General features: G+C 34.4%; 18 protein-coding genes. 7 read left to right on the forward strand and 11 right to left on the reverse strand.

Annotation, left to right across the window (positions count from 1 at the left end):
- Positions 1 to 136 precede the first annotated feature (136 nt).
- The 3 genes from DB891_RS08335 to yajC all read left to right on the forward strand — a co-directional run bounded on the left by DB891_RS08335 (position 137) and on the right by yajC (position 2,827).
- Entirely contained in the window at positions 137 to 1,243 is a 1,107-nt protein-coding gene (locus tag DB891_RS08335) for a Glu/Leu/Phe/Val family dehydrogenase (protein WP_116762457.1), read from the forward strand.
- A gap of 320 nt (positions 1,244 to 1,563) precedes the next feature.
- Positions 1,564 to 2,475 (forward strand): transcription antitermination factor NusB, encoded by a 912-nt coding sequence (nusB, locus tag DB891_RS08340; protein ID WP_116762694.1) that lies wholly within the window; start codon positions 1,564 to 1,566, stop codon positions 2,473 to 2,475.
- 76 nt (positions 2,476 to 2,551) lie between these two features.
- On the forward strand, positions 2,552 to 2,827 hold the full coding sequence (gene yajC / locus DB891_RS08345) for a preprotein translocase subunit YajC (RefSeq protein WP_116762458.1): 276 nt from the start codon (positions 2,552 to 2,554) through the stop codon (positions 2,825 to 2,827).
- A gap of 91 nt (positions 2,828 to 2,918) precedes the next feature.
- Here yajC and DB891_RS08350 read toward each other — a convergent pair whose 3' ends face one another.
- From DB891_RS08350 to DB891_RS17475, 4 genes are all read right to left on the reverse strand, one after another.
- A complete protein-coding gene (locus tag DB891_RS08350; protein WP_116927934.1) occupies positions 2,919 to 3,443 on the reverse strand; it encodes a hypothetical protein in 525 nt (174 codons plus the stop codon).
- 276 nt (positions 3,444 to 3,719) lie between these two features.
- Positions 3,720 to 4,283 carry a YdeI/OmpD-associated family protein gene (locus tag DB891_RS08355; RefSeq protein ID WP_116762464.1) on the reverse strand — a complete coding sequence of 188 codons (564 nt, stop codon included), beginning with the start codon at positions 4,281 to 4,283 and terminating at the stop codon, positions 3,720 to 3,722.
- 15 nt (positions 4,284 to 4,298) lie between these two features.
- Entirely contained in the window at positions 4,299 to 5,576 is a 1,278-nt protein-coding gene (gene pepT / locus DB891_RS08360; RefSeq protein WP_116762695.1) for a peptidase T, read from the reverse strand.
- 157 nt (positions 5,577 to 5,733) lie between these two features.
- Positions 5,734 to 6,390, reverse strand: a complete 657-nt coding sequence (locus tag DB891_RS17475) for a hypothetical protein (RefSeq protein ID WP_124019506.1) — start codon at positions 6,388 to 6,390, stop codon at positions 5,734 to 5,736.
- Positions 6,391 to 6,749: 359 nt separating this feature from the next.
- Here DB891_RS17475 and DB891_RS08365 point away from each other — a divergent pair, with 359 nt between their 5' ends.
- Entirely contained in the window at positions 6,750 to 7,712 is a 963-nt protein-coding gene (locus DB891_RS08365) for an ion channel (protein WP_116762466.1), read from the forward strand.
- On the opposite strand, the gene DB891_RS08370 is transcribed toward DB891_RS08365, so the two are convergent.
- Positions 7,702 to 8,394 carry an SIR2 family NAD-dependent protein deacylase gene (locus tag DB891_RS08370; RefSeq protein ID WP_116762468.1) on the reverse strand — a complete coding sequence of 231 codons (693 nt, stop codon included), beginning with the start codon at positions 8,392 to 8,394 and terminating at the stop codon, positions 7,702 to 7,704. The two genes, DB891_RS08365 and DB891_RS08370, sit on opposite strands and share 11 nt — an antisense overlap.
- 414 nt (positions 8,395 to 8,808) lie before the next feature.
- Between DB891_RS08370 and DB891_RS08375 the strand changes: the two genes are divergently transcribed.
- Complete coding sequence (locus DB891_RS08375) at positions 8,809 to 9,468, forward strand: TrmH family RNA methyltransferase (RefSeq protein WP_116762470.1); 660 nt, start codon at positions 8,809 to 8,811, stop codon at positions 9,466 to 9,468.
- A 6-nt stretch (positions 9,469 to 9,474) separates the two neighbouring features.
- On the opposite strand, the gene DB891_RS08380 is transcribed toward DB891_RS08375, so the two are convergent.
- The 3 genes from DB891_RS08380 to DB891_RS08390 all read right to left on the reverse strand — a co-directional run bounded on the left by DB891_RS08380 (position 9,475) and on the right by DB891_RS08390 (position 13,357).
- Positions 9,475 to 10,242 carry a carboxypeptidase-like regulatory domain-containing protein gene (locus tag DB891_RS08380; RefSeq protein ID WP_116762472.1) on the reverse strand — a complete coding sequence of 256 codons (768 nt, stop codon included), beginning with the start codon at positions 10,240 to 10,242 and terminating at the stop codon, positions 9,475 to 9,477.
- Between the two features lie 127 nt (positions 10,243 to 10,369).
- Positions 10,370 to 12,307: a DEAD/DEAH box helicase gene (locus tag DB891_RS08385; RefSeq protein WP_116762474.1), complete on the reverse strand. Its 1,938-nt coding sequence runs from the start codon at positions 12,305 to 12,307 to the stop codon at positions 10,370 to 10,372.
- A gap of 468 nt (positions 12,308 to 12,775) precedes the next feature.
- Positions 12,776 to 13,357 (reverse strand): non-canonical purine NTP diphosphatase, encoded by a 582-nt coding sequence (locus DB891_RS08390; RefSeq protein ID WP_116762476.1) that lies wholly within the window; start codon positions 13,355 to 13,357, stop codon positions 12,776 to 12,778.
- A 240-nt stretch (positions 13,358 to 13,597) separates the two neighbouring features.
- On the opposite strand from DB891_RS08390, the gene DB891_RS08395 reads away from it, so the two are divergent.
- Positions 13,598 to 14,041 carry a lipocalin-like domain-containing protein gene (locus DB891_RS08395; RefSeq protein WP_116762478.1) on the forward strand — a complete coding sequence of 148 codons (444 nt, stop codon included), beginning with the start codon at positions 13,598 to 13,600 and terminating at the stop codon, positions 14,039 to 14,041.
- Positions 14,042 to 14,476: 435 nt separating this feature from the next.
- On the opposite strand, the gene DB891_RS08400 is transcribed toward DB891_RS08395, so the two are convergent.
- Positions 14,477 to 15,265, reverse strand: coding sequence for an NYN domain-containing protein (locus DB891_RS08400; RefSeq protein ID WP_116762479.1), 789 nt, complete (start codon positions 15,263 to 15,265; stop codon positions 14,477 to 14,479).
- A 503-nt stretch (positions 15,266 to 15,768) separates the two neighbouring features.
- Between DB891_RS08400 and DB891_RS08405 the strand changes: the two genes are divergently transcribed.
- Entirely contained in the window at positions 15,769 to 17,031 is a 1,263-nt protein-coding gene (locus tag DB891_RS08405; RefSeq protein WP_116762481.1) for an aminotransferase class I/II-fold pyridoxal phosphate-dependent enzyme, read from the forward strand.
- A gap of 222 nt (positions 17,032 to 17,253) precedes the next feature.
- On the opposite strand, the gene DB891_RS08410 is transcribed toward DB891_RS08405, so the two are convergent.
- Positions 17,254 to 18,372, reverse strand: a complete 1,119-nt coding sequence (locus tag DB891_RS08410) for a GTP cyclohydrolase (protein WP_116762483.1) — start codon at positions 18,370 to 18,372, stop codon at positions 17,254 to 17,256.
- A 20-nt stretch (positions 18,373 to 18,392) separates the two neighbouring features.
- Positions 18,393 to 19,370, reverse strand: coding sequence for a transporter (locus DB891_RS08415; RefSeq protein ID WP_116762485.1), 978 nt, complete (start codon positions 19,368 to 19,370; stop codon positions 18,393 to 18,395).
- Between the last annotated feature and the right edge of the window lie 56 nt (positions 19,371 to 19,426).

Raw genomic sequence — 19,426 nt, forward strand, 5'->3', positions numbered from 1 at the left:
TTTGATGATTCAAATATTATTTATTCTTGTTGATTATTTATTTTAAGATAAATTTAATGCGGTATGTTTATTTTTTATGTATGTTTGATATGTCTTTTTGACGAATTCGTAATTTATAACTAAAAAAAATAGTGCTATGGATGCTACGGTTACAACTGTAAAAGAACTTCAAAAAATGGATCCTGTTTTTGGACAATTGTCTTTTAATGATCACGAACAAATTGTATTTTGTAATGACAAAGATACAGGTTTAAAAGCAATTATTGGTATTCATAATTCGGTTATGGGACCTGCATTGGGTGGAACTCGTATGTTTAATTATGCTACTGAATGGGATGCTTTAAATGATGTTTTACGTCTTTCTAGAGGGATGACTTATAAAGCTGCAATTACAGGATTGAATATTGGTGGAGGTAAAGCTGTTATTATGGGGGATGCCAAAACTCAAAAAACGCCTGAATTAATGCGTAAGTTTGGAGAATTTGTACATTCATTAAGCGGAAGATATATTACGGCTGAAGATGTTGGGATGGAAACATCGGATATGGATTTAGTGAGAGATGTGACTCCTTATGTTACAGGGATTTCTGAAGAAAGAGGTGGAGCAGGAAATCCATCGCCAGTTACCGCTTTTGGGGTATATATGGGGATGAAAGCAGCTGCAAAACAAAAATTTGGTTCGGACAAATTAGAAGGTAAAAAAATATTGGTTCAAGGAATTGGACACGTAGGAGAGACTTTGGTTGATTATTTGACGAAAGAAGGAGCTCAAGTTATTATCGCTGATATCAATGAAGAAAGATTAAATGAAGTAGCAGCAAAATATAATGCACAAATATTTAGAGGAGACGATTTATACAATGCTGATGTTGATATTTATGCGCCTTGTGCTATGGGAGCAACAATTAATGATGCTACCGTAAACAAAATTAAAGCAAAAGTGATTGCGGGTGCTGCTAACAACCAATTGGCAAACGAAGATACACACGGTCTAATATTGCAAGAAAGAGGGATTCTTTATGCTCCGGATTTCTTAATTAATGCAGGTGGAATTATCAATGTTTATGCAGAGTTGGCTCATTATGACAAAGCAGAAATCATGCGTAAAACCGAAAATATTTATAACACTACATTAGAAATCTTTGATTACGCTATTGCAAAAGGAATAACAACACATCAAGCGGCTTTGACTATTGCTCAAAATCGTATTGATTTAAGAAAAATTGAGAACAGTAAAAAATAATAGTGTTCAGTGATCAGTTTTAAAATAGTGTTCAGTAATCAGTTGTTTAGTATTCAGTTTTATAGAGTTCTATAAAAATACTGACTGCTAATAAAGCTGTTAACTGAACATTTTTTTTAAGTACAAAATATGAATCACTTTTTAAACTCTGATCACTTACCACTTCTTAGAAACTGATCACTAAAAAACTGACCACTGATCACTTTTTTTTAATTAAGCAGTTATAAATTTTCATTTCAGCGATGAAATTCTTATTTTTGCAGACTAATTTTAAAAGTTCTTACAAGGTGGTAAATAGAAGACACATTCGCGTTAAAGTCATGCAATCCATTTATGCAATGCATCAAAATGGATCTGATAATCTAGAAAAAGAAGAGAAGTTCCTTTTTCATAGTATTGATGCCATTCAAGATTTATACCTTATCATGCTTTCTTCGCTGATAGAAATTTGTAAAAAAGAAACCATCTTTTTGCATCTGTCAAGCCAAAAACACTTGGCTACAAAAGAAGAACGTAATCCTAATGAGAAATTCATTAAAAACAGTATTTTTCAAATTCTTGCCGAAAATAATTCCCTTAGTATTGCTCTGGAAAATCGTTCCATTAACAATTGGACATTAAACGATGATTACATTATTCTTTTGCTTAATGCGATAAAAGAAAGTGATTTGTATGCTAAATACATGAGCAATAATGTGAATGCTTTTGAGGAAGACAGAGATTTTATTGTCGACATATTTACAGATGTTATCGTTCCTAATGAGAAATTATACGAATACATTGAAGATGATAAATTGACATGGATTGATGATGTGCCTTTGGTAAATACACATATTATCAAGCAACTAAAAGGAATAAAACAAGGCGAAGATGATAATTTTAGAGTACCAAAATTGTACAAGGACAATGAAGACAAGGCTTATGTGAAAGATTTGTTTAGAAAAACTGTCTTGAATGAATCGGAATTGGCTAAAGAATATGTTGATAAAACACCTAATTGGGATAGTGAACGTATTGCCGAGATCGATACTATTATTCTAAAAATGGCGATTTGTGAATTTTTGAAATTCCCTTCTATTCCTGTAAAAGTAACTTTGAATGAATATTTAGAATTGGCAAAAGAATATTCTACGCCAAAAAGCAGTATTTTTATCAACGGAATTTTAGATAATCTAGTAAAAGAACTAGAAAAAAGTAAAAGAATAGTTAAGATTGGTAGAGGTTTGATGTAAAAGTAATTTGCTGAAAATACAAAACCCAATTCCACTAAAAAATAAAATTAATTAACAAAAACCCAATATTTAAATTATGGAACAATTAACTCAGTTTGCACCGTTTTTATTGATGTTTGTAGTGATCTATTTCTTTATGATCAGACCACAACAAAAAAAAGCTAAAAATGAAAAAGAATTTGAAAGCACATTAAAAGTAGGAGACAAAATCATCACAAAAAGTGGTCTTCATGGTAAAGTTGCTGAGCTTGCTGATACTACAGTGATTATTGAAACTATGGCTGGAAAATTGAAAATGGAGCGTTCTGCCATTTCTATGGAAATGAGTGCTGCTTTGAATAAAAAACAGTAGTTTAAAAAATATAATATTTAAAATCCCAAATTCCAATCGTTATTATTGGAATTTGGGATTTTTTTATTTTTTTTGAACTTTAAAAATTGGATTATTTCTTTTTATTCTTTTTTCCTTTTTTAGATTTTTTTGCCTTTGCTTTCGCTTTTTTCTCTTTGGCTTTGGCTTTTACCTTTGCTTTTTTCGCTTTATCTTTTTTCGCTTTCTTAGCTTTTTTGGCTTTCGCTTTTGCTTTTTCCTTTGCTTTCGCTTTTTTTGCTTTTTCTTTCTCTTTGTCTTTCATTTTTGCTTTGTTTTTTTTCTTTTTCTTTTTCTCTTTTTTCTCTTCCGAAATAATAGCTTTTTCGGCTGTCTTAATGTTTTCGGTAATTTTGTCTTTGACCTCTTCGCTTTTTTCAACTTTTACTGCTGGAGAGCTTACTTTTGCGCTGCTAGGTCTCGATGTTGTTTTTGCAACAGTGGGTTTTACAACGGTTGCTTTTGCAACTGTAGTTCTTGTTCTTTTAACAACTGGCTTTGAAGATGCTGGTTTTGCCGCAACAGGTTTTTTGCTTTTTATCGCATCTGGATTAACAGCTATTTCCGGAATTACTTTTTCTTCTTTTTTTTCTATCATAACAGTATGTATTAGTATGTGAATTATTGTATTGACGATATTGAAAAACAAGGGTCTGGATGCCGTAAATCGCTCAATGTTAGTGAATTGTTAGATTTGTATTAACAAATATAATGAATATTTACATACTAAAATGTTAAGTTTTTGTAGATTTTTAATTACTTAAACTGCTTTTTAGGAATGAAATTTTTTATTGCTTTAAATGAAAAAATCCCAAATTCCAATGCTATTGGAATTTGGGATTTGAGTTTTTATTTGAATTTTAAATTTTCGAATCTACCTGTATTTATCATTCAGACCAATATTATCTAAAATCATAGGCTTTATCTTTTCAATTCTCGAAAGTTTAGTTTCTTCTCGTTTTGCGGTTTCGATATATTCTAAAAATTCTTTTTGTTTGTATGGACTGAATCTTTGGAATGCCTCTTCTAAATTGGGATCGGCATTCAATTCTTTTTGAAAAATAGCAGGTATTGAAACTGCTTCTTTTGTCTTTTCGGGTTTAATTATTTTTACCTGTTTTTCATTTTTAATGGCTTCCTGGATGTAGGCAAGAATTTCCGTCTCATTGATTTCCTCTTTGGATGTAAAACGCCATTGTTGCAATGATTTGGTAACGCCTTCGTTGGCATTGACCAAATGTTTCTTTTCATCTTTTAAAAATACACCATTGAAAAACCAAAGCGTAAAGAAGTTTTTGAATCCACCAACACCAATTACATTTTTGTTATCAAGTACATATACACAACCGCCCCACTTGGTGGTTTCAACCAATACTGTTTTAGCAATAATTGATTTTAAAATTTCCAATTCAGCCTCCCAATGATTGATTTTGTCCATGTATTACTGTTAGATTTACCTTCTTCTTTTCGGTTTTTCTTCTTTTTTTAGATAGTCACCTTTGGCGGTCAATTCGGCAATTCTCACAATTACATTTACTGCTTTTTGCATGCTTTCTACCGGAACATATTCATACTTTCCATGAAAGTTATGTCCACCTGCAAAAATATTAGGACAAGGCAAGCCTTTGTAAGATAATTGGCAGCCGTCTGTTCCTCCACGAATAGGTTTGATTAGCGGTTTAATTCCGAGTTCTCTCATGGCACTTTCGGCAATGTCAACAATATGTTTTACAGGCACTACCTTCTCTTTCATATTGTAATATTGATCTTTTACTTCGGTAATGACAATATCTTCTCCAAATTTTTTGGCAAATTTCTTGTTGAATTTTTTAGCTATTTTCGCAATTAAATCTTTACGTTTCTCGAACTTTTTCTTGTTATGATCGCGAATGATTAATTCTAAAACCGTTTCTTCTATGCTTCCCGTTAGGTGATGTACGTGAAAAAAACCTTCGTATCCTTTAGTGTCTTGCGGAGTTTCTTCCTTTGGTAATTCGTTGATAAAGTCATTGGCGATAAGCATTGAATTAATCATTTTTCCTTTGGCATAACCGGGATGAACGCTTTTTCCTTTGAAAATTATTTTGGCACCAGCCGCATTAAAATTCTCGTATTCCAATTCGCCTACTTGACTACCATCCATGGTGTAAGCCCAATCTGCTGCAAATTTTTCAACGTCAAAATGATGGGCACCACGACCAATTTCTTCATCGGGAGTAAAACCAATTCTAATTTTTCCGTGTTTGATTTCAGGATTGTTGATTAGGAATTCCATTGCAGTAACAATTTCCGTAATTCCGGCTTTATCATCGGCACCCAGTAGTGTTGTTCCGTCTGTGGTGATTAGCGTTTGTCCTTTGTATTGTAATAAATCCTTAAAATATGAAGGAGATAAGATAATATTTTGTTCTGCATTCAGAATAATATCTTTACCGTCATAATTAGGGATAACTTGTGGTTTTACATTGGCACCGGTAAAATCGGGAGTGGTGTCAAAGTGAGAAATGAAACCTATAGTTGCCACTTCATGGTCTACATTACTCGGTAGCGTTGCCATGATGTAAGCTTTGTCATCTATGGTTACATCCTGTAATCCGATAGTTTTTAATTCTTCTACCAATTTATTGGCTAAATCCCATTGTTTTGCTGTACTAGGAGTTGTAGTTGAGCTTGCATCCGATTCGGTGTCAATGGTAACGTAACTAATAAAGCGGTCAATTATATGTTGCATGATTATTTTTTTTTTGGTGGTAAAGATAGACATTTTTAAAAAATATTATGTTGGATATAATTGCCCTTGATTTGTATGTATTAAAATAATAAAATCCGCTTTTCAGCGGATTTTAAAAACTAAATTGGTTAGAATAATTCTTGGTTTTGTTCGTGGTTTACTTTTCTGTTTTAGCCGCTTTTTCTTCCGCTATTTTAGCTTCTGCTGCCGCTTTTTTCTCTGCTTCAGCAGTTGCTTTAGCGATTTGTTCTTCTAGTTGGGTCGATTTTTGCAGTGCTAATCTTGCCGATTCAGCTAGTTTTTGTTCCGCTTCTTCTTTTTCTTTAGTCAGTTTTTCAACATCTTTTGCAATTTTTTCTTGAGCTTCTTTGGCGGCATTGACTTCTTTTTCATAAGCTGCTAGTTTTTCTTTTGATATTTTTTCGGCCGCTTCTGCCGCTTTTTTATCTGCTTCAGCTTTTGTTTTTGCGGTTATGGCATCTTCTTTTGCTGCTTTTTCTGCGGCTATTTTAGCCTCAGCTGCTGCTTTTTTGTCAGCTTCCGCCTTTGCTTTTGCGGCTATAGCCTCTTCCTTGGCTGCTATTTCCGCTGCTTTTTTATCTGCTTCTAGTTTTGCTAAATACGCTTTTTCTTGATCTTTTAAGGCTTGAATTTCTTTTTTATAATCAATTGCAGGCGCATCAGTTTTTGTTGTTTCTTCAGAAAAGGTATTGTTTTTTGCATCGATAGTTGCTGTCTCGTCTTTTGATTCTTGTGCAAAAGAGGATTGTGCGCCAAAAAGTAAGATAATGATTAGGGGTAATTTTAAATTCATGATTTTGTGGTATTTAACTGGTATTGTTTGTTTTGTGAAGAAACAAAAATAACTTTTTTTTCATTTTTTCAACTTTTTAGAGGTAAAAATATTTGAATATTTATCTAACATGGTAGTACTACTCATAAAAATATTTTTTGAACAAGATTATTCGTGTTATTATTATACTTGCTTTAGGATTTGATATTTTTTTTCTCTTTTAGGTACTTTATTTTGTGCTTTCTGATGTGAAATAATGGATTTTATATTTCGAATCCTATTGTTATGAAGAGCTTATGATTTTAGGGGATACTTTATTTTATGCAGTAATCAGATGTAAATGAAATTAGTTAATTTGCACTTAAATAATTCAACGCATTATGGTACTATTTGACCGATTAAATTTAAAAGCAAAATTTCTTATCAATACGGGATTTGGAGCTAGTGCATCCAGTTATGGTGGTCGTTTCATCAATAAGGATGGCTCTGCAAATGCGGTTAAAAAGGGTGTTGGGATTCTAGATAGAATAAGTTGGTACCATACTATGTTAGATATGTCTTCATGGAAATTCCTTTCGATTCTTTTGTTGTTTTATATTAGTATTAATTTCGTGTTTGCATTACTCTATTTTGGGATAGGAATTGAGAATCTCAACGGGATCCAAACTACAGATGATGAATGGATACAATTTGGGCAGGCTTATTTTTTTAGTGCACAAACGTTTACCACAGTGGGGTATGGGCATATTAGTCCGACAGGTTTTTATACGAGCGCTTTATCTTCTGCTGAAGCTTTAATAGGTTTGTTGAGTTTTGCCATTGCCACGGGTTTGTTTTTTGGAAGATTCAGTAAACCTGCTATTTTTTTAAAGTTTTCGCATCATGCAATCATTGCTCCTTTTAATGATGGAAAAGCATTAATGTTTAGGCTCGCTCCTTACAAAAACACTAATTACATTGACGCTGAAGTCAATGTAACTCTTGGAATGCGAATTGAAGAGAATGGGGTTATGACGAATAAATTTTTCACCTTGGATTTGGAATATCAAAAAATAAACTCGCTGGCGATGAGCTGGACTTTGGTTCATCCGATAACTAACGAAAGTCCTTTATTTGGATTGGTAGCTTCTGATTATACTTCAATTTCGGGTGAAATTATAATAATCGTTAAAACATTTGATGATATGTTCAGCACTACGGTTGCAACAAGGACTTCATATACTTTTGATGAAATCGTTTACGGAGCCAAATTTATGCCGATGTATTCCCAAAGTGAAAATCATCGTAGCACTGTTTTGGATTTAGGCTTATTAAATTCGTTTGATAAAGTTGTTATAGATTAGTTTGTAATTTTTCTTTTAAAATAATCATCCCTTCAGAAGCGATGTTCGGAATTACTTCAAGGCGATTTCTAAGATTGGGTATTTTTATGGGTTTTGGATCAATATAATAAATTGGGGTTTCTTTTTTGGTAAAATCTATTAAACCCGCAGCAGGATAGACCTGTAATGAAGTTCCAATGACTGCAAAATAATCAGCTTGTTCTGTTATTGTGATGGCTTCGTCTAGGGCAGGGACTTGTTCCCCGAACCAAACGATATGTGGCCGAAGTTGATTTCCTTGATGATCAACGTCTCCAAAATTTAAGTCATCTTGCCAATCCAAGATATAGTTTTCATCTTTAGAACTTCGTACCTTTAATAATTGACCGTGCAAATGGGTGATATTAGAGCTTCCGGCACGTTCATGTAAATCATCTACATTTTGGGTGATAATGTAAACGTCAAAGTCATTTTCTAATTCGGCTAAAATTTGATGTCCTAAATTGGGCTGTACTTCTTTTAATTGTTGGCGTCTTTGGTTGTAAAAATCCAAAACTAAAGAAGGGTTTTTATGCCAGCCTTCGGGAGTAGCTACGTCCATCACGTTATGGCCTTCCCATAATCCGTCGCTGTCACGAAAGGTTTTGATACCGCTTTCGGCACTAATTCCTGCACCGGTGAGAACTACTAGTTTTTTTTTCATTAGGTTGTATTTGTTTAAAAGTTCAATTTTTTAGAACGTTTGAATGCATTTATAAATCATTGTGAAAAATAACCATATAATATAAGTTAAGCTTAAATAAACTTAACCCGTTGGGTGTAATTCTGTTTAAATAAAAAAATGAACCACATAGACACATAGATTTATAACTGATAACTTAAGAATGAATAGAAAATAGCACTATTTTTCACATAGATTGTCTATGTGAAAAGTAAAACGCCTTTCAAATTCTTTTCAAACAATATAAGCTCTGTGTTTCTATGTGGTAAAAAAATAATTACACCCAACGCCTTAAACTTATATGAATCTTATATGGTTTAAACTTTTTTTGTTGTTTGTTAGTCTAGCTTATAAAACTACTCTTTTTTAGTATTTTTGCCAAAAAAATAATTCGCAATGATTGATATAGATTACCTCACTTTTCTGGAAAATATTTTAACCGATAATCGGAAAGAGAAATTTTTGAAAGTCCTAAATAACAGAACTAAACATTTTACGATTGCGGTTGAAGATATTTTCCAAATGCATAATGCCAGTGCGGTAATGCGCAGTTGTGAAGTTTTTGGTATTCAGGAGTTGAATGTGATCGAGGAACGTTATGGTAAAAGTATCGACAAAGAAATTGCGATGGGTGCCCAAAAATGGGTGGATATATCCTCTTTTGACAGTGTGACCAATTGTATCGATTCGCTGAAAGACAAAGGATACCAAATCATTGCGACCACACCACACGAGAATGATTACTTGCTGGAGGATTTTGATATTTCGAAACCAAGTGCGTTATTTTTTGGCACCGAAAGAGATGGATTGTCAGAAGAAATTCTTCGCAGGGCGGATGGTTTTCTTAAAATCCCGATGGTGGGTTTTACGGAGAGTTTGAATATCTCGGTTTCGGCGGCTATTATTATTCAGAATCTAACAAATCGATTGCGTAATTCCGATATTAATTGGCAGTTGACCGAAGAAGAAATATTGGTAAAACGATTGGATTGGGCGAAGAAGTCTATTAAGGATATTAAAAGAATTGAGGAGAGGTATTATAGTAGTGTTCAGTAATTAGTTTTACTTTTTCTTCAAAATCTTATATTGCTCGTAACATCCACTTATGGCGTCCATGATTTGAAGGTCGTTGGCGGTTTTGATAAAAGCTTCGGAGTAGCTGCATCGAGATAATATTTCGGCAATTTCGTCTTTGGTAACGCCTAATAGTAATGAAATGGTTTCTCTGTCAAATTTGGTTTCCAGAAGATTTCTCACGGTGTCATCCTTTCGCAGCTCTTTGAGTTTTTTGAGCTGTTGGGGTTTCTTTCCAAAGACATTGTAGAGCATATCGGCAGGATTGAATATGGATCCGAGTACTTTGCCAAAAGCTTCGGGTGCGTATTGACCTCCTTCATAGCCTTGGTTTAATCCCGAAATACTATAGCGGTAATCTTCTTTTATAGGGATTAATTTAGAATCGATTTCTAGATAGCCGGTAAGGTAGTATGGACTTATGACCACTTCTTCCAAAGCGATTGCTTTTTGAGTCAATTGAATAGTCGTTTTTTTGTTTTTTATCCAGTCATTGGTCACTCTAACCCGTAAGGATTGATAGCCAAGAAGGGTAACGTGTAAGGTGTCGCTTTGGGTTACGGCAATCTCAAAACTACCTTTGTCATCAGTAGTGGTACCGGTAACTTGATTGATGTTGATAATATTTGCGTTAGCTAAAGGGGTGCCGGTATTATCGCTGATAATCGTACCAGAAACTTTTACGGGAGTATCAGTGGTTTGGGCAACTGTACTTATGGAAGCTATTAAAAATAAAAAAACTACAAAATATTTCATAAACTGGTTTAAAACTTTAAAAGTAATAAAACAGGATTAAATATTTTGTAGTTCCAGTATAATTATAAGAAAATTAACAGAAGGTTTTAAAATTGCAAATCATAAATCTGCAATCTAAAATCTTTTCTTAGTCTCTTCTTGGTCTTCTTGGTCTTGGTGCATCACCAAAGCTTTCAGAACGTCTTGGAGCTCTATCAGATGAACCTTCTGCTCTTGGCGCCCTGTCAGATGAAAAACCACCTGTTCTTGGAGCTGATGAGCTTCTTGGTCCAAAACCACCTTCTCTAGGAGCAGAACCTCTGTCGCTTCTAAATCCGCCTGATCCTTCTCTTCTTGGAGCAAAACTTCCTTCTCTTCTTGGAGCAGAACTTCTTCCACCACCAAATCCGCTTCCACCACCTCTAGAATCTCTTCCGTTGTGATCTCTTCTTCCACCACCATCGTTTTTAGAAATTTCAACATTGATACGACGTCCTTCTAATTGTACGTTGTTCAAAACTTCCATTACTTTATCCGTGTGTTCTGGATCAGTGTTAAAGAAAGAGAAACCTTCTTTTACATCTACTTTGAAAACGTCATCACGACCTAAGTCTAATGTTTCTTTCAAGTAGTCTTTTAATGACATCCAGTCGAAATTGTCTCTAGAACCAATGTTTACAAAATATCTTGTAGCACCGCTATTGTTGTTTTCTCTTGGAGCACCATCTCTATCATCACGATCACGTCTTTCAGAATTTGAAGACTGATTAGAAATATCTCTGTTTTTCTTGTAGTAAGCAATAAAACGGTTAAATTCTACTGATACCATTTTCTTGATCAATTCTTCTTTAGTTAAACCTTCAAGAACATTGTTGATAGCTGGAAGATAGTTGTCAATTTCGTGATCAACTTCTGTGTCTTTTATTTTGTTTGCAAGGTGCAACAATTGAATTTCGCAGATTTCAATTCCAGAAGGGATTGTTTTTTCTTCGAATTTTTGTTTGATAATTCTTTCGATAGAAGAAATTTTACGCAATTCACTTTTAGTAACAATTACGATAGAAGTTCCTAATTTACCAGCACGACCCGTACGACCTGAACGGTGATTGTACGTTTCGATTTCGTCAGGAAGTTGGTAGTTTACTACGTGAGTAATATTATCAACGTCAATTCCACGTGCCGCTACGTCAGTCGCAACAAGCATTTGGATTTGTCTTCCTCTAAAAGATTTCATAACACCATCACGTTGCGCTTGAGATAAATCTCCGTGCAAGGCAGCAGCGCTGTATCCGTCTTCAATCAATTTTTCGGCAACGGCTTGTGTATCACGTTTTGTTCTACAGAAAACTACTGAGAAAATATCAGGATTACAATCGGCTAATCTTTTCAAAGCTTCGTAACGGTCACGTGCATTTACTAGGTAAAATTCGTGAGAAACCGTTGCAGAACCAGAGTTTTTGGCACCAACTGTAATTTCAATTGGATCTTTCATGAATTGTTTTCCAATTCGTGCTACTTCAGCAGGCATAGTTGCAGAAAACAACCATGTGCTTTTGGAGTCAGGCGTAGTAGAAAGGATGTTTACGATATCTTCGTAAAAACCCATGTTCAACATTTCGTCTGCTTCATCAAGGATACAATAGTTAATTTGAGAAATGTTTACCAATCCTCTGTTTATCATATCTTGCATTCTTCCTGGAGTTGCCACAATAACTTGTGCACCTCTCTTTATGTCTCTCGCTTGTTCTGTTATGCTAGCTCCACCGTACACTGCTACTACATTAATACCTTTTTCGTATTTTGAGTAGTTTTTAAGTTCGTTGGTAATCTGCAAACACAATTCGCGTGTTGGAGATAAAATTAACGCCTGTGTATTTCTGTTGTCGGCATCAATTTTCTGAATAACTGGAAAACCAAAAGCTGCCGTTTTCCCTGTCCCTGTCTGAGCCAACGCAACTAAATCTGTGTCTTTTTCCAATAATAGGGGAATCGCTTTCTCCTGTACTTCGGTCGGATTCTCAAATCCTAGATCTAAAATCGCCTTCAGTAACGATTCACTCAATCCTAATTGTTCAAATTTATTCATATGTATTTTTAAAATAGGGTGCAAAATTACTGTTTATAATTCATATAAACTAATGCTATTTTAAGATTTAATGTTTTATTAGTATTTGATAATCAGAATTTTATAATTTTGATTTTATAATTTAAATTTTAAATTTTGAATTTTGATGTCTGAGGATGGCTTTTGAGTAGAAAGTTTTAATCAGAAAATGATGTTTTTTTAGGAGCAGAATATTTTCTTTTCATAACAAAACATCCTCCCGCCATCATTCCAATCTTTCTTGTCTCGAAATCCCGATAGCTATCGGGACGAGACAAGAAAGTATTTTCCCTTCTGTCGGGGCTATTCTACAGTTTTTTATTTTTATAAGACCTTTGCAAAAGCTACAGGGTACGCGACAAATTACACTTTTAAAGAAGATATTATAGAGTAAAAAAAATCTGCAAAAATCTGCGAACCCCGAAAGCTTTCGGGAGCATGCTACTTTTTTTAGATTTTATTATTAGTCAAAAAAGCGATAAGTTCAACCGTAGCCTTTCCTCTATGGCTAATCTTGTTTTTGGTTTCTAATGACAATTGAGCGAAAGTCTCTTGGTAATTTTCCGGTCTAAAGATGGGGTCATAGCCAAAACCTTGATTTCCTGTTCTCTCCAAAGTGATTTCGCCTCGTGAAATACCCGTAAAAAGATACTGTTTTCCTTTAAGGTTTAATGTGATTACGGTTTTAAATTGGGCTTTTCTATTGGTTTTGTCTTCTAAATTCGAAAGTAACTGCGTCATATTGTCTTCAGACGAACGTTGTTCTCCAGCATAGCGAGCAGAGAATACGCCTGGTTCGCCATTAAGTGCATCCACTTCCAGTCCTGTGTCGTCTGCAAAACAATCATAACCATATTTTTCGGTTACATAATTGGCTTTCATAATAGCATTTTTTTCAATAGTATCAGCGGTTTCAGGGATTTCTTCATGACAACCGATGCTTTCGAGACTTATGATTTCGATACTTTCGGGAAGCATGCTTTGTATTTCTTTGATTTTGTTGGAGTTGTTGGTAGCGAATACGAGTTGCATAGGGAGTATTGGTTTGCTGTTTTGATTGCAAAGATATGTGTTTTTTGGATTTCAATTAGGAAACAAATGAATTTATGAATGAAGGAGTGTGTATTGAAAAGCGTGTATTTTGATACTGAAAATCAAGACGTTAACTAATTGTTAAAATACTTATGTATAGGTCTTTTCACAATAATTTATTGTAAATTCAAGTTCTTTTTTTTTTTTAGAATCCACTTCCTAATTTAAAAACAAATTATTATGAAAAAAGCAATTATTTTATTCATTTCTGCCCTAGTTTTAGGCATGACTTTTTCCTCTTGTAGTAATGATGATGATTCTCCAGCTCCAGCTCCGGCTTCGGTTGAAGGAAAATGGAATTTCAGCAAGATGAGCGAGACTGTTAATGGGGTAACTTCTCCAGAAGAAGATTATGGTCATGAGCCCGGATGTATCAAAGATTACATCGAATTAAAAGCAGGTGGTGTTTTTAATGAAGTTTATTATTTCGGTTCAGATTGTGCATCAGATCTAGTTACTGGAACTTGGTCTAAAAGCGGAAACATTATTACTATTAGATATGAAGGAGGACGTGTGGTTTCTGTCGAGGTAGTAAGTGTATCGAGTTCTGTGTTAAAAGTAAAATTTTCAAATACTGAAGGAGGAATTACAACTGTAATAAATACGACTTTTACAAAAGCATAATTTTATATTTGTCTAGTTCTGAAAAAAATTGACGGGAATGATGGTTTAAAATTACATTAAAAATTTAGCTCGGAAGCAAAAAAACAAGGTTTTTTTAAGGGTTTTATTTTTGTTATTTTGTTTGAAAAAACAGGTGTTTTAAATATTGAAAACAAATGTGTTAAATAACGGTTAAAGTACTGAAAAAGATATGTTTAGATTTAAATATATTGTAAATTTGATTGTGGTTTTGATTAATTACTTGAGCATATAATATCACAACTGTTTCAGTATTAGAAAAAATATCTCAATAGTCAGCTATACGGATTTAGGGTATAAGTTAGATAATGATAAATCAGAACTACAATGGGAGGGTGGTACATACGCCCTCCTTTTTTTGTGCACTATTTTGAATGTCACGTTACATTTGTTAAATTATCGGGAAAAAATGATTGATTACGTATAACGCAATCGCACATACACGTGTTTGATTCCTTTTTTATCAGAGTCTCTTTCGTCTATTTCTAGAATATCGGTTAGGGATTTGAGCATAGGTGTCAGTTTGTTGAAACCATAACTTCTGGGGTCAAATTCGGGTTTTTTCTTTACGATTAGGTTACCTACATCTCCCAAGAAAGCCCAACCATCATCATCGCCAATTGCATCTATGGTGTCTTCTATCAGTTCTATAGTTTGATTGTCTACTTTTATAGAGGTTTCTTTTACGGCAGTTTTTTTGGTGTCTTTAGTATCTGTAACTGGAGCCGAAACGGTTTGTTTTGTTTTTTTCTTTTTGATGGCGCCTTCCAAAACTTCGATAAAAATAAAACGGTCGCAAGCCACAATAAAAGGATTTGGTGTTTTTTTCTCGCCAATTCCGATGACTTTCATGCCAGATTCTCGCAAGCGTATGGCTAGTCTGGTAAAATCGCTATCACTGGAAACGATACAAAAACCGTCAACTTTGTCTGAATACAATAAATCCATTGCATCAATTATTAAAGCCGAATCGGAGGAATTTTTTCCGACGGTGTAACTATATTGTTGAATAGGTGTAATAGCGTGTTCAAGCAAAACTGATTTCCAACCATTGGCATTAGGTTTAGTCCAGTCGGCATAAATGCGTTTGGTGGTTGGGGTGCCATATTTAGCGATTTCTTCCATCATTCCCTTCACATTGCTGTAAGGAACGTTGTCGGCATCAATAAGTACGGCGAGTTTTAATTCTTTTGCGTTTTGAGACATACCTTAATATTTTAGTCCCGAAAGCTTTCGGGAGCAGATTTTAGATTTTAGATTATTTTGATTGTCAATTTTTAGAATTTAGATTTTTCATATTGTAATTGACATTGCAATTGATATTGATATTGAATCTGATTCAAATATACGGATTTTATTGAAAAAAGTTGTTTGTTGCCGCATTAGCCCTGATGGAAACGGAAAGCCTCGATGGAATAAACCTGTTTTTTCTTGTACTGCAAGAGCGACTGGAGGAAGCTCCTTGCAGCGCAATAGAAAAAAAGGTTTATGAAGAAGAGCTTGTAATGTACAGCGGGAGATAGCTCCTTTATTTCTACCCTTCGGCTTCGCTTAGTGTAGAGTTCGTTAAGGATCAAAATATTGATTTTTTTAAGTGGTTTTTAGATAGAAAAAATAAATTTACTTTCAATACGCTAATAAATTATAAATAATTAATTTTGCCCCCGAACCTTCGGGACTTAAAATTAATACTAGTACATACATATATTATGGTAAAAGATTTATTCGAAAGAATTCAAAACAATAAAGGTCCACTAGGAAAATGGGCTTCACAAGCAGAAGGTTATTTTGTGTTTCCAAAATTAGAAGGAGAACTAGGACCAAGAATGAAATTTCAAGGAAAGGATATTTTGAACTGGAGTTTGAATGACTATTTGGGTCTTGCGAATCATCCTGAAGTACGTAAAGCGGATGCTGATGCGGCTATCGAGTTTGGTGCTGCTGCCCCAATGGGAGCCAGAATGATGAGTGGTCACACAAAATATCACGAACAATTAGAAGAAGAATTGGCTGCTTTTGTAATGAAAGAATCAGCTTATTTATTGAATTTTGGTTACCAAGGAATGGTGTCTATTATTGATGCTTTGGTTACTAGAAATGATGTGATTGTGTACGATGTTGATGCTCATGCTTGTATTATTGACGGGGTTCGTTTGCATAGCGGAAAACGTTTTACATACCGTCATAACGACATCGAAAGCATGGAGAAAAACTTGGCTCGTGCTACGAAACTTGCAGAAACAACTGGTGGTGGTATCTTATTTATTACCGAAGGTGTTTTTGGAATGCGTGGACAACAAGGGAAGTTGAAAGAGATTGTAGCCATGAAAGAGAAATACAATTTCCGTTTACTTGTAGATGATGCACATGGTTTTGGCACTCTTGGTAAAACAGGTGCTGGAGCAGGTGAGGAGCAAGGTTGTCAAGACGGAATTGATGTTTATTTCTCTACGTTTGCAAAATCTATGGCTAATATTGGTGCTTTTGTGGCTGCTGATAAAGATATTATCGATTACTTAAAATACAACTTACGTTCTCAAATGTTTGCCAAAGCGTTGCCAATGATTCAAACCATCGGTTCTTTGAAACGTTTGGAATTGTTAAGAAATTCATCTGAATTGAAAGACAAACTTTGGGTAAATGTTAATGCATTGCAAAGTGGTTTGAGAACTAGAAATTTTAATATTGGGGATACGAATACTTGTGTAACTCCTGTATATCTTGAAGGTAGTGTGCCAGAAGCGATGGTTATGGTAAATGATTTAAGAGAGAACTACGGTATTTTCTTGTCGATTGTCATTTATCCGGTTATTCCAAAAGGGATGATTTTGTTGCGATTGATACCTACAGCTTCACATACATTGTCTGATATTGACGAAACGCTTACCGCATTTGAAGACATTCGTGAAAGATTAGAAAACGGAACCTATAAAGAAATCGCTAGCAGAACTAAAGTTGATTTGGACGCTTAATATTTAGTGTTCAGGTTTTTAGTGATCAGTTTTAAAAAGTGTTCAGTTAACAGTTTTTTAGTAATCAGTTAGGAATATAAAAAAAATCCATTCGTTTTTGCGAATGGATTTTTTATTTAAAAATAAACCCGACAGGTTTTAGAAATCTGTCGGGCTTATTTTGCTACCGAATCTTCAATTTATGGACTGATCACTAAAAAACTGACCACTGATCACTCTTTTTTAAAGTTCTTTTTTAAAGGTTTTTCTTCTACAATGAATCGTAGGGTTGAAATTTTTCCAAAGTAACTGTATGGCTAAGTTATCAGCTAATTCAGGGGTTCTGAAACAGTTTTTAATTCCTCTTTTTGTAAAAGTCTTGTGGTATTCACTGAAAATAATAGCTGTAACTCCTTTGTTTTGATATTCGGGATGTACACCTATCAGATAAAAAACAACATCTTTGCTGTTGCGTCTCGCATTTAGTAAATGCAGGAAACCAAAAGGAAATAACTTGCCATTGGCTTTTTGCAATGCTTTGGAAAAACTTGGCATTACAATAGCAAAAGCCACTAGTTTTCCGTCTTTGTCTTCTACATATTTGATGTATTCCGGATTGATGAAGCTAATGTATTTTTTCTTGAAATATTCTTTTTGAACATCTGTAATGGCTACAAACGAAGACAAACTCGCGTACGATTCATTAAATAAATCAAACATCTTATCGACATAAGGCATCACGGCTTTGGCCGATTTAAAATTGATGGGTTTGAGTTGGTATCTTTTTTTGACCAACTCATTTATTTTTTCGAAAAACTCTGGTTTCGCATTGGCAAATGGAAATTTGTTTTCTAGGTATTCTTTCTCGGTTACATATCCTAATTTTTCAAAATGGGTTGCATAATAAGGATAATTGTACCACGTAATCATCGTTCCTAATTCTTCAAAACCTTCAGTCAAAACGCCTACTTTGTCCAGATTGGAGAATCCCATTGGACCTTCAACATATTCAAGATTGTTTTTTTTTCCCAATTCATATACTTTTTCAAGCAATGCTTTGGTTACTTCTAGATCATCAATAACATCAAACCAACCAAAACGAACTTTCTTTTTCTGTTGGTGATTGACTTCGTCCCAGTTGATGATTGTCGCGATTCTACCTACTATTTTGTTGTCTTTTAGTGCTACAAAAAAGGAAGCTTCGGCACTTTCAAAAGCTGGATTTTTGGTCTTGTCAAACGTTTCCAACTCATCGGCAATAATGGGCGGAACCCAATACGGATTGTCTTTGTATAAGGAAAAAGGGAATTTTATGAATTCGATTAACTCGTTTTTAGTCTTTGCTTCTTGTATGGTAATCATTATTTTCGGGAACTATGTTTTTATTTTTTTGATTTTTTGCTTTGTTTTTTGGAATGGGTCTTTTTTGCCATTTTTTCGGCCGCTTGTTCTTCTTTGGTCAAAATATGAACTTCTTTGTAGCGACCATCATAACGCCATGAAACGCCCACTCCTCCGTAAAGGATAGAAGGGGTGTCTTTAAAATTGGTACTTATTGAAGCGTCTACTTGCAAGTTTTTGTTGATCAAATAAGCAGCACCACCTCGAATAATAGCATCGCTGTAGATGTCACTTTTTACCCCTTGGTTTTCCACAAAGGCAGACCATTTATCATTAATTCCTCTTGTTAGAGTCAGGATGTAGCTAAGACTCGGATAATCAGTTGTCATATAATCTGATATGATATTGGCTACAAAAACCCATCTTCCGTCACCTAAATGGTTTTGTGTGATCAATATTAATTTTGGGGATATACTGGACTCGGGTAGTTTTGATATCTTGGATCCGAGCGAATAAGAATATGGATTATCCGTAAAGATAAAATTTGCTCCTGCAAATACAGAAACTGCAGGAATTAATTGATGCCAATCGAAAGAATGATTGGCTTTCCAGCTGTATAGATTTGGTTCTTTCTTATAATTTTTGTTTGGATCGTAAATTAAATATTTAGCGCCTAGAACAGTTTGTTTAAAATCAGCGATATCCATAGAGCGCATAGGAGAATTGACGGTTTGGTTTACGTATTGTATATCGGCAACCAATTCTAAATTTTCAAGAAACAATCCATATCTCAGGGTGACGTCTATACCAAACCCATTAGCATCAGAATGCGGTGGTAAACTATGACTTTCTTGAATACCAAAAACACCGGTTTCTACTTGAATAACGGTTTTTCCAACAGCAAAAGCCGACATGGATTCCCCTGGTCTGTTTGAATTGATTTGGTCCGTGTGTTGTCCGTAATGAATTGTTGGAATCAAAAAAACAGCGGCAATAAATAATTTTTTGATAGTGAACATACTAAAATATTTGAGTTGAAAAGGGATAACGCATTTCAAATGTACTATATTTTATC

Origin of the sequence: Flavobacterium laiguense, from assembly GCF_003097655.1 — a bacterium.
Taxonomy (GTDB): Bacteria; Bacteroidota; Bacteroidia; order Flavobacteriales; family Flavobacteriaceae; genus Flavobacterium; species Flavobacterium laiguense.

Excerpts from the sequence above, each read along its gene's own strand:
- DB891_RS08385 (WP_116762474.1), bottom strand. The coding sequence starts at position 12,307 with ATGAATAAATTTGAACAATTAGGATTGAGTGAATCGTTACTGAAGGCG.
- DB891_RS08415 (WP_116762485.1), bottom strand. The coding sequence starts at position 19,370 with ATGTTCACTATCAAAAAATTATTTATTGCCGCTGTTTTTTTGATTCCA.
- DB891_RS08390 (WP_116762476.1), bottom strand. The coding sequence starts at position 13,357 with ATGCAACTCGTATTCGCTACCAACAACTCCAACAAAATCAAAGAAATA.
- DB891_RS08350 (WP_116927934.1), bottom strand. The coding sequence starts at position 3,443 with ATGATAGAAAAAAAAGAAGAAAAAGTAATTCCGGAAATAGCTGTTAAT.
- DB891_RS08375 (WP_116762470.1), top strand. The coding sequence starts at position 8,809 with ATGATTGATATAGATTACCTCACTTTTCTGGAAAATATTTTAACCGAT.
- DB891_RS08355 (WP_116762464.1), bottom strand. The coding sequence starts at position 4,283 with ATGGACAAAATCAATCATTGGGAGGCTGAATTGGAAATTTTAAAATCA.
- DB891_RS08410 (WP_116762483.1), bottom strand. The coding sequence starts at position 18,372 with ATGATTACCATACAAGAAGCAAAGACTAAAAACGAGTTAATCGAATTC.
- pepT (WP_116762695.1), bottom strand. The coding sequence starts at position 5,576 with ATGCAACATATAATTGACCGCTTTATTAGTTACGTTACCATTGACACC.
- yajC (WP_116762458.1), top strand. The coding sequence starts at position 2,552 with ATGGAACAATTAACTCAGTTTGCACCGTTTTTATTGATGTTTGTAGTG.
- DB891_RS08365 (WP_116762466.1), top strand. The coding sequence starts at position 6,750 with ATGGTACTATTTGACCGATTAAATTTAAAAGCAAAATTTCTTATCAAT.
- DB891_RS17475 (WP_124019506.1), bottom strand. The coding sequence starts at position 6,390 with ATGAATTTAAAATTACCCCTAATCATTATCTTACTTTTTGGCGCACAA.
- DB891_RS08335 (WP_116762457.1), top strand. The coding sequence starts at position 137 with ATGGATGCTACGGTTACAACTGTAAAAGAACTTCAAAAAATGGATCCT.
- DB891_RS08370 (WP_116762468.1), bottom strand. The coding sequence starts at position 8,394 with ATGAAAAAAAAACTAGTAGTTCTCACCGGTGCAGGAATTAGTGCCGAA.
- DB891_RS08380 (WP_116762472.1), bottom strand. The coding sequence starts at position 10,242 with ATGAAATATTTTGTAGTTTTTTTATTTTTAATAGCTTCCATAAGTACA.
- DB891_RS08400 (WP_116762479.1), bottom strand. The coding sequence starts at position 15,265 with ATGTCTCAAAACGCAAAAGAATTAAAACTCGCCGTACTTATTGATGCC.
- DB891_RS08405 (WP_116762481.1), top strand. The coding sequence starts at position 15,769 with ATGGTAAAAGATTTATTCGAAAGAATTCAAAACAATAAAGGTCCACTA.
- DB891_RS08395 (WP_116762478.1), top strand. The coding sequence starts at position 13,598 with ATGAAAAAAGCAATTATTTTATTCATTTCTGCCCTAGTTTTAGGCATG.
- nusB (WP_116762694.1), top strand. The coding sequence starts at position 1,564 with ATGCAATCCATTTATGCAATGCATCAAAATGGATCTGATAATCTAGAA.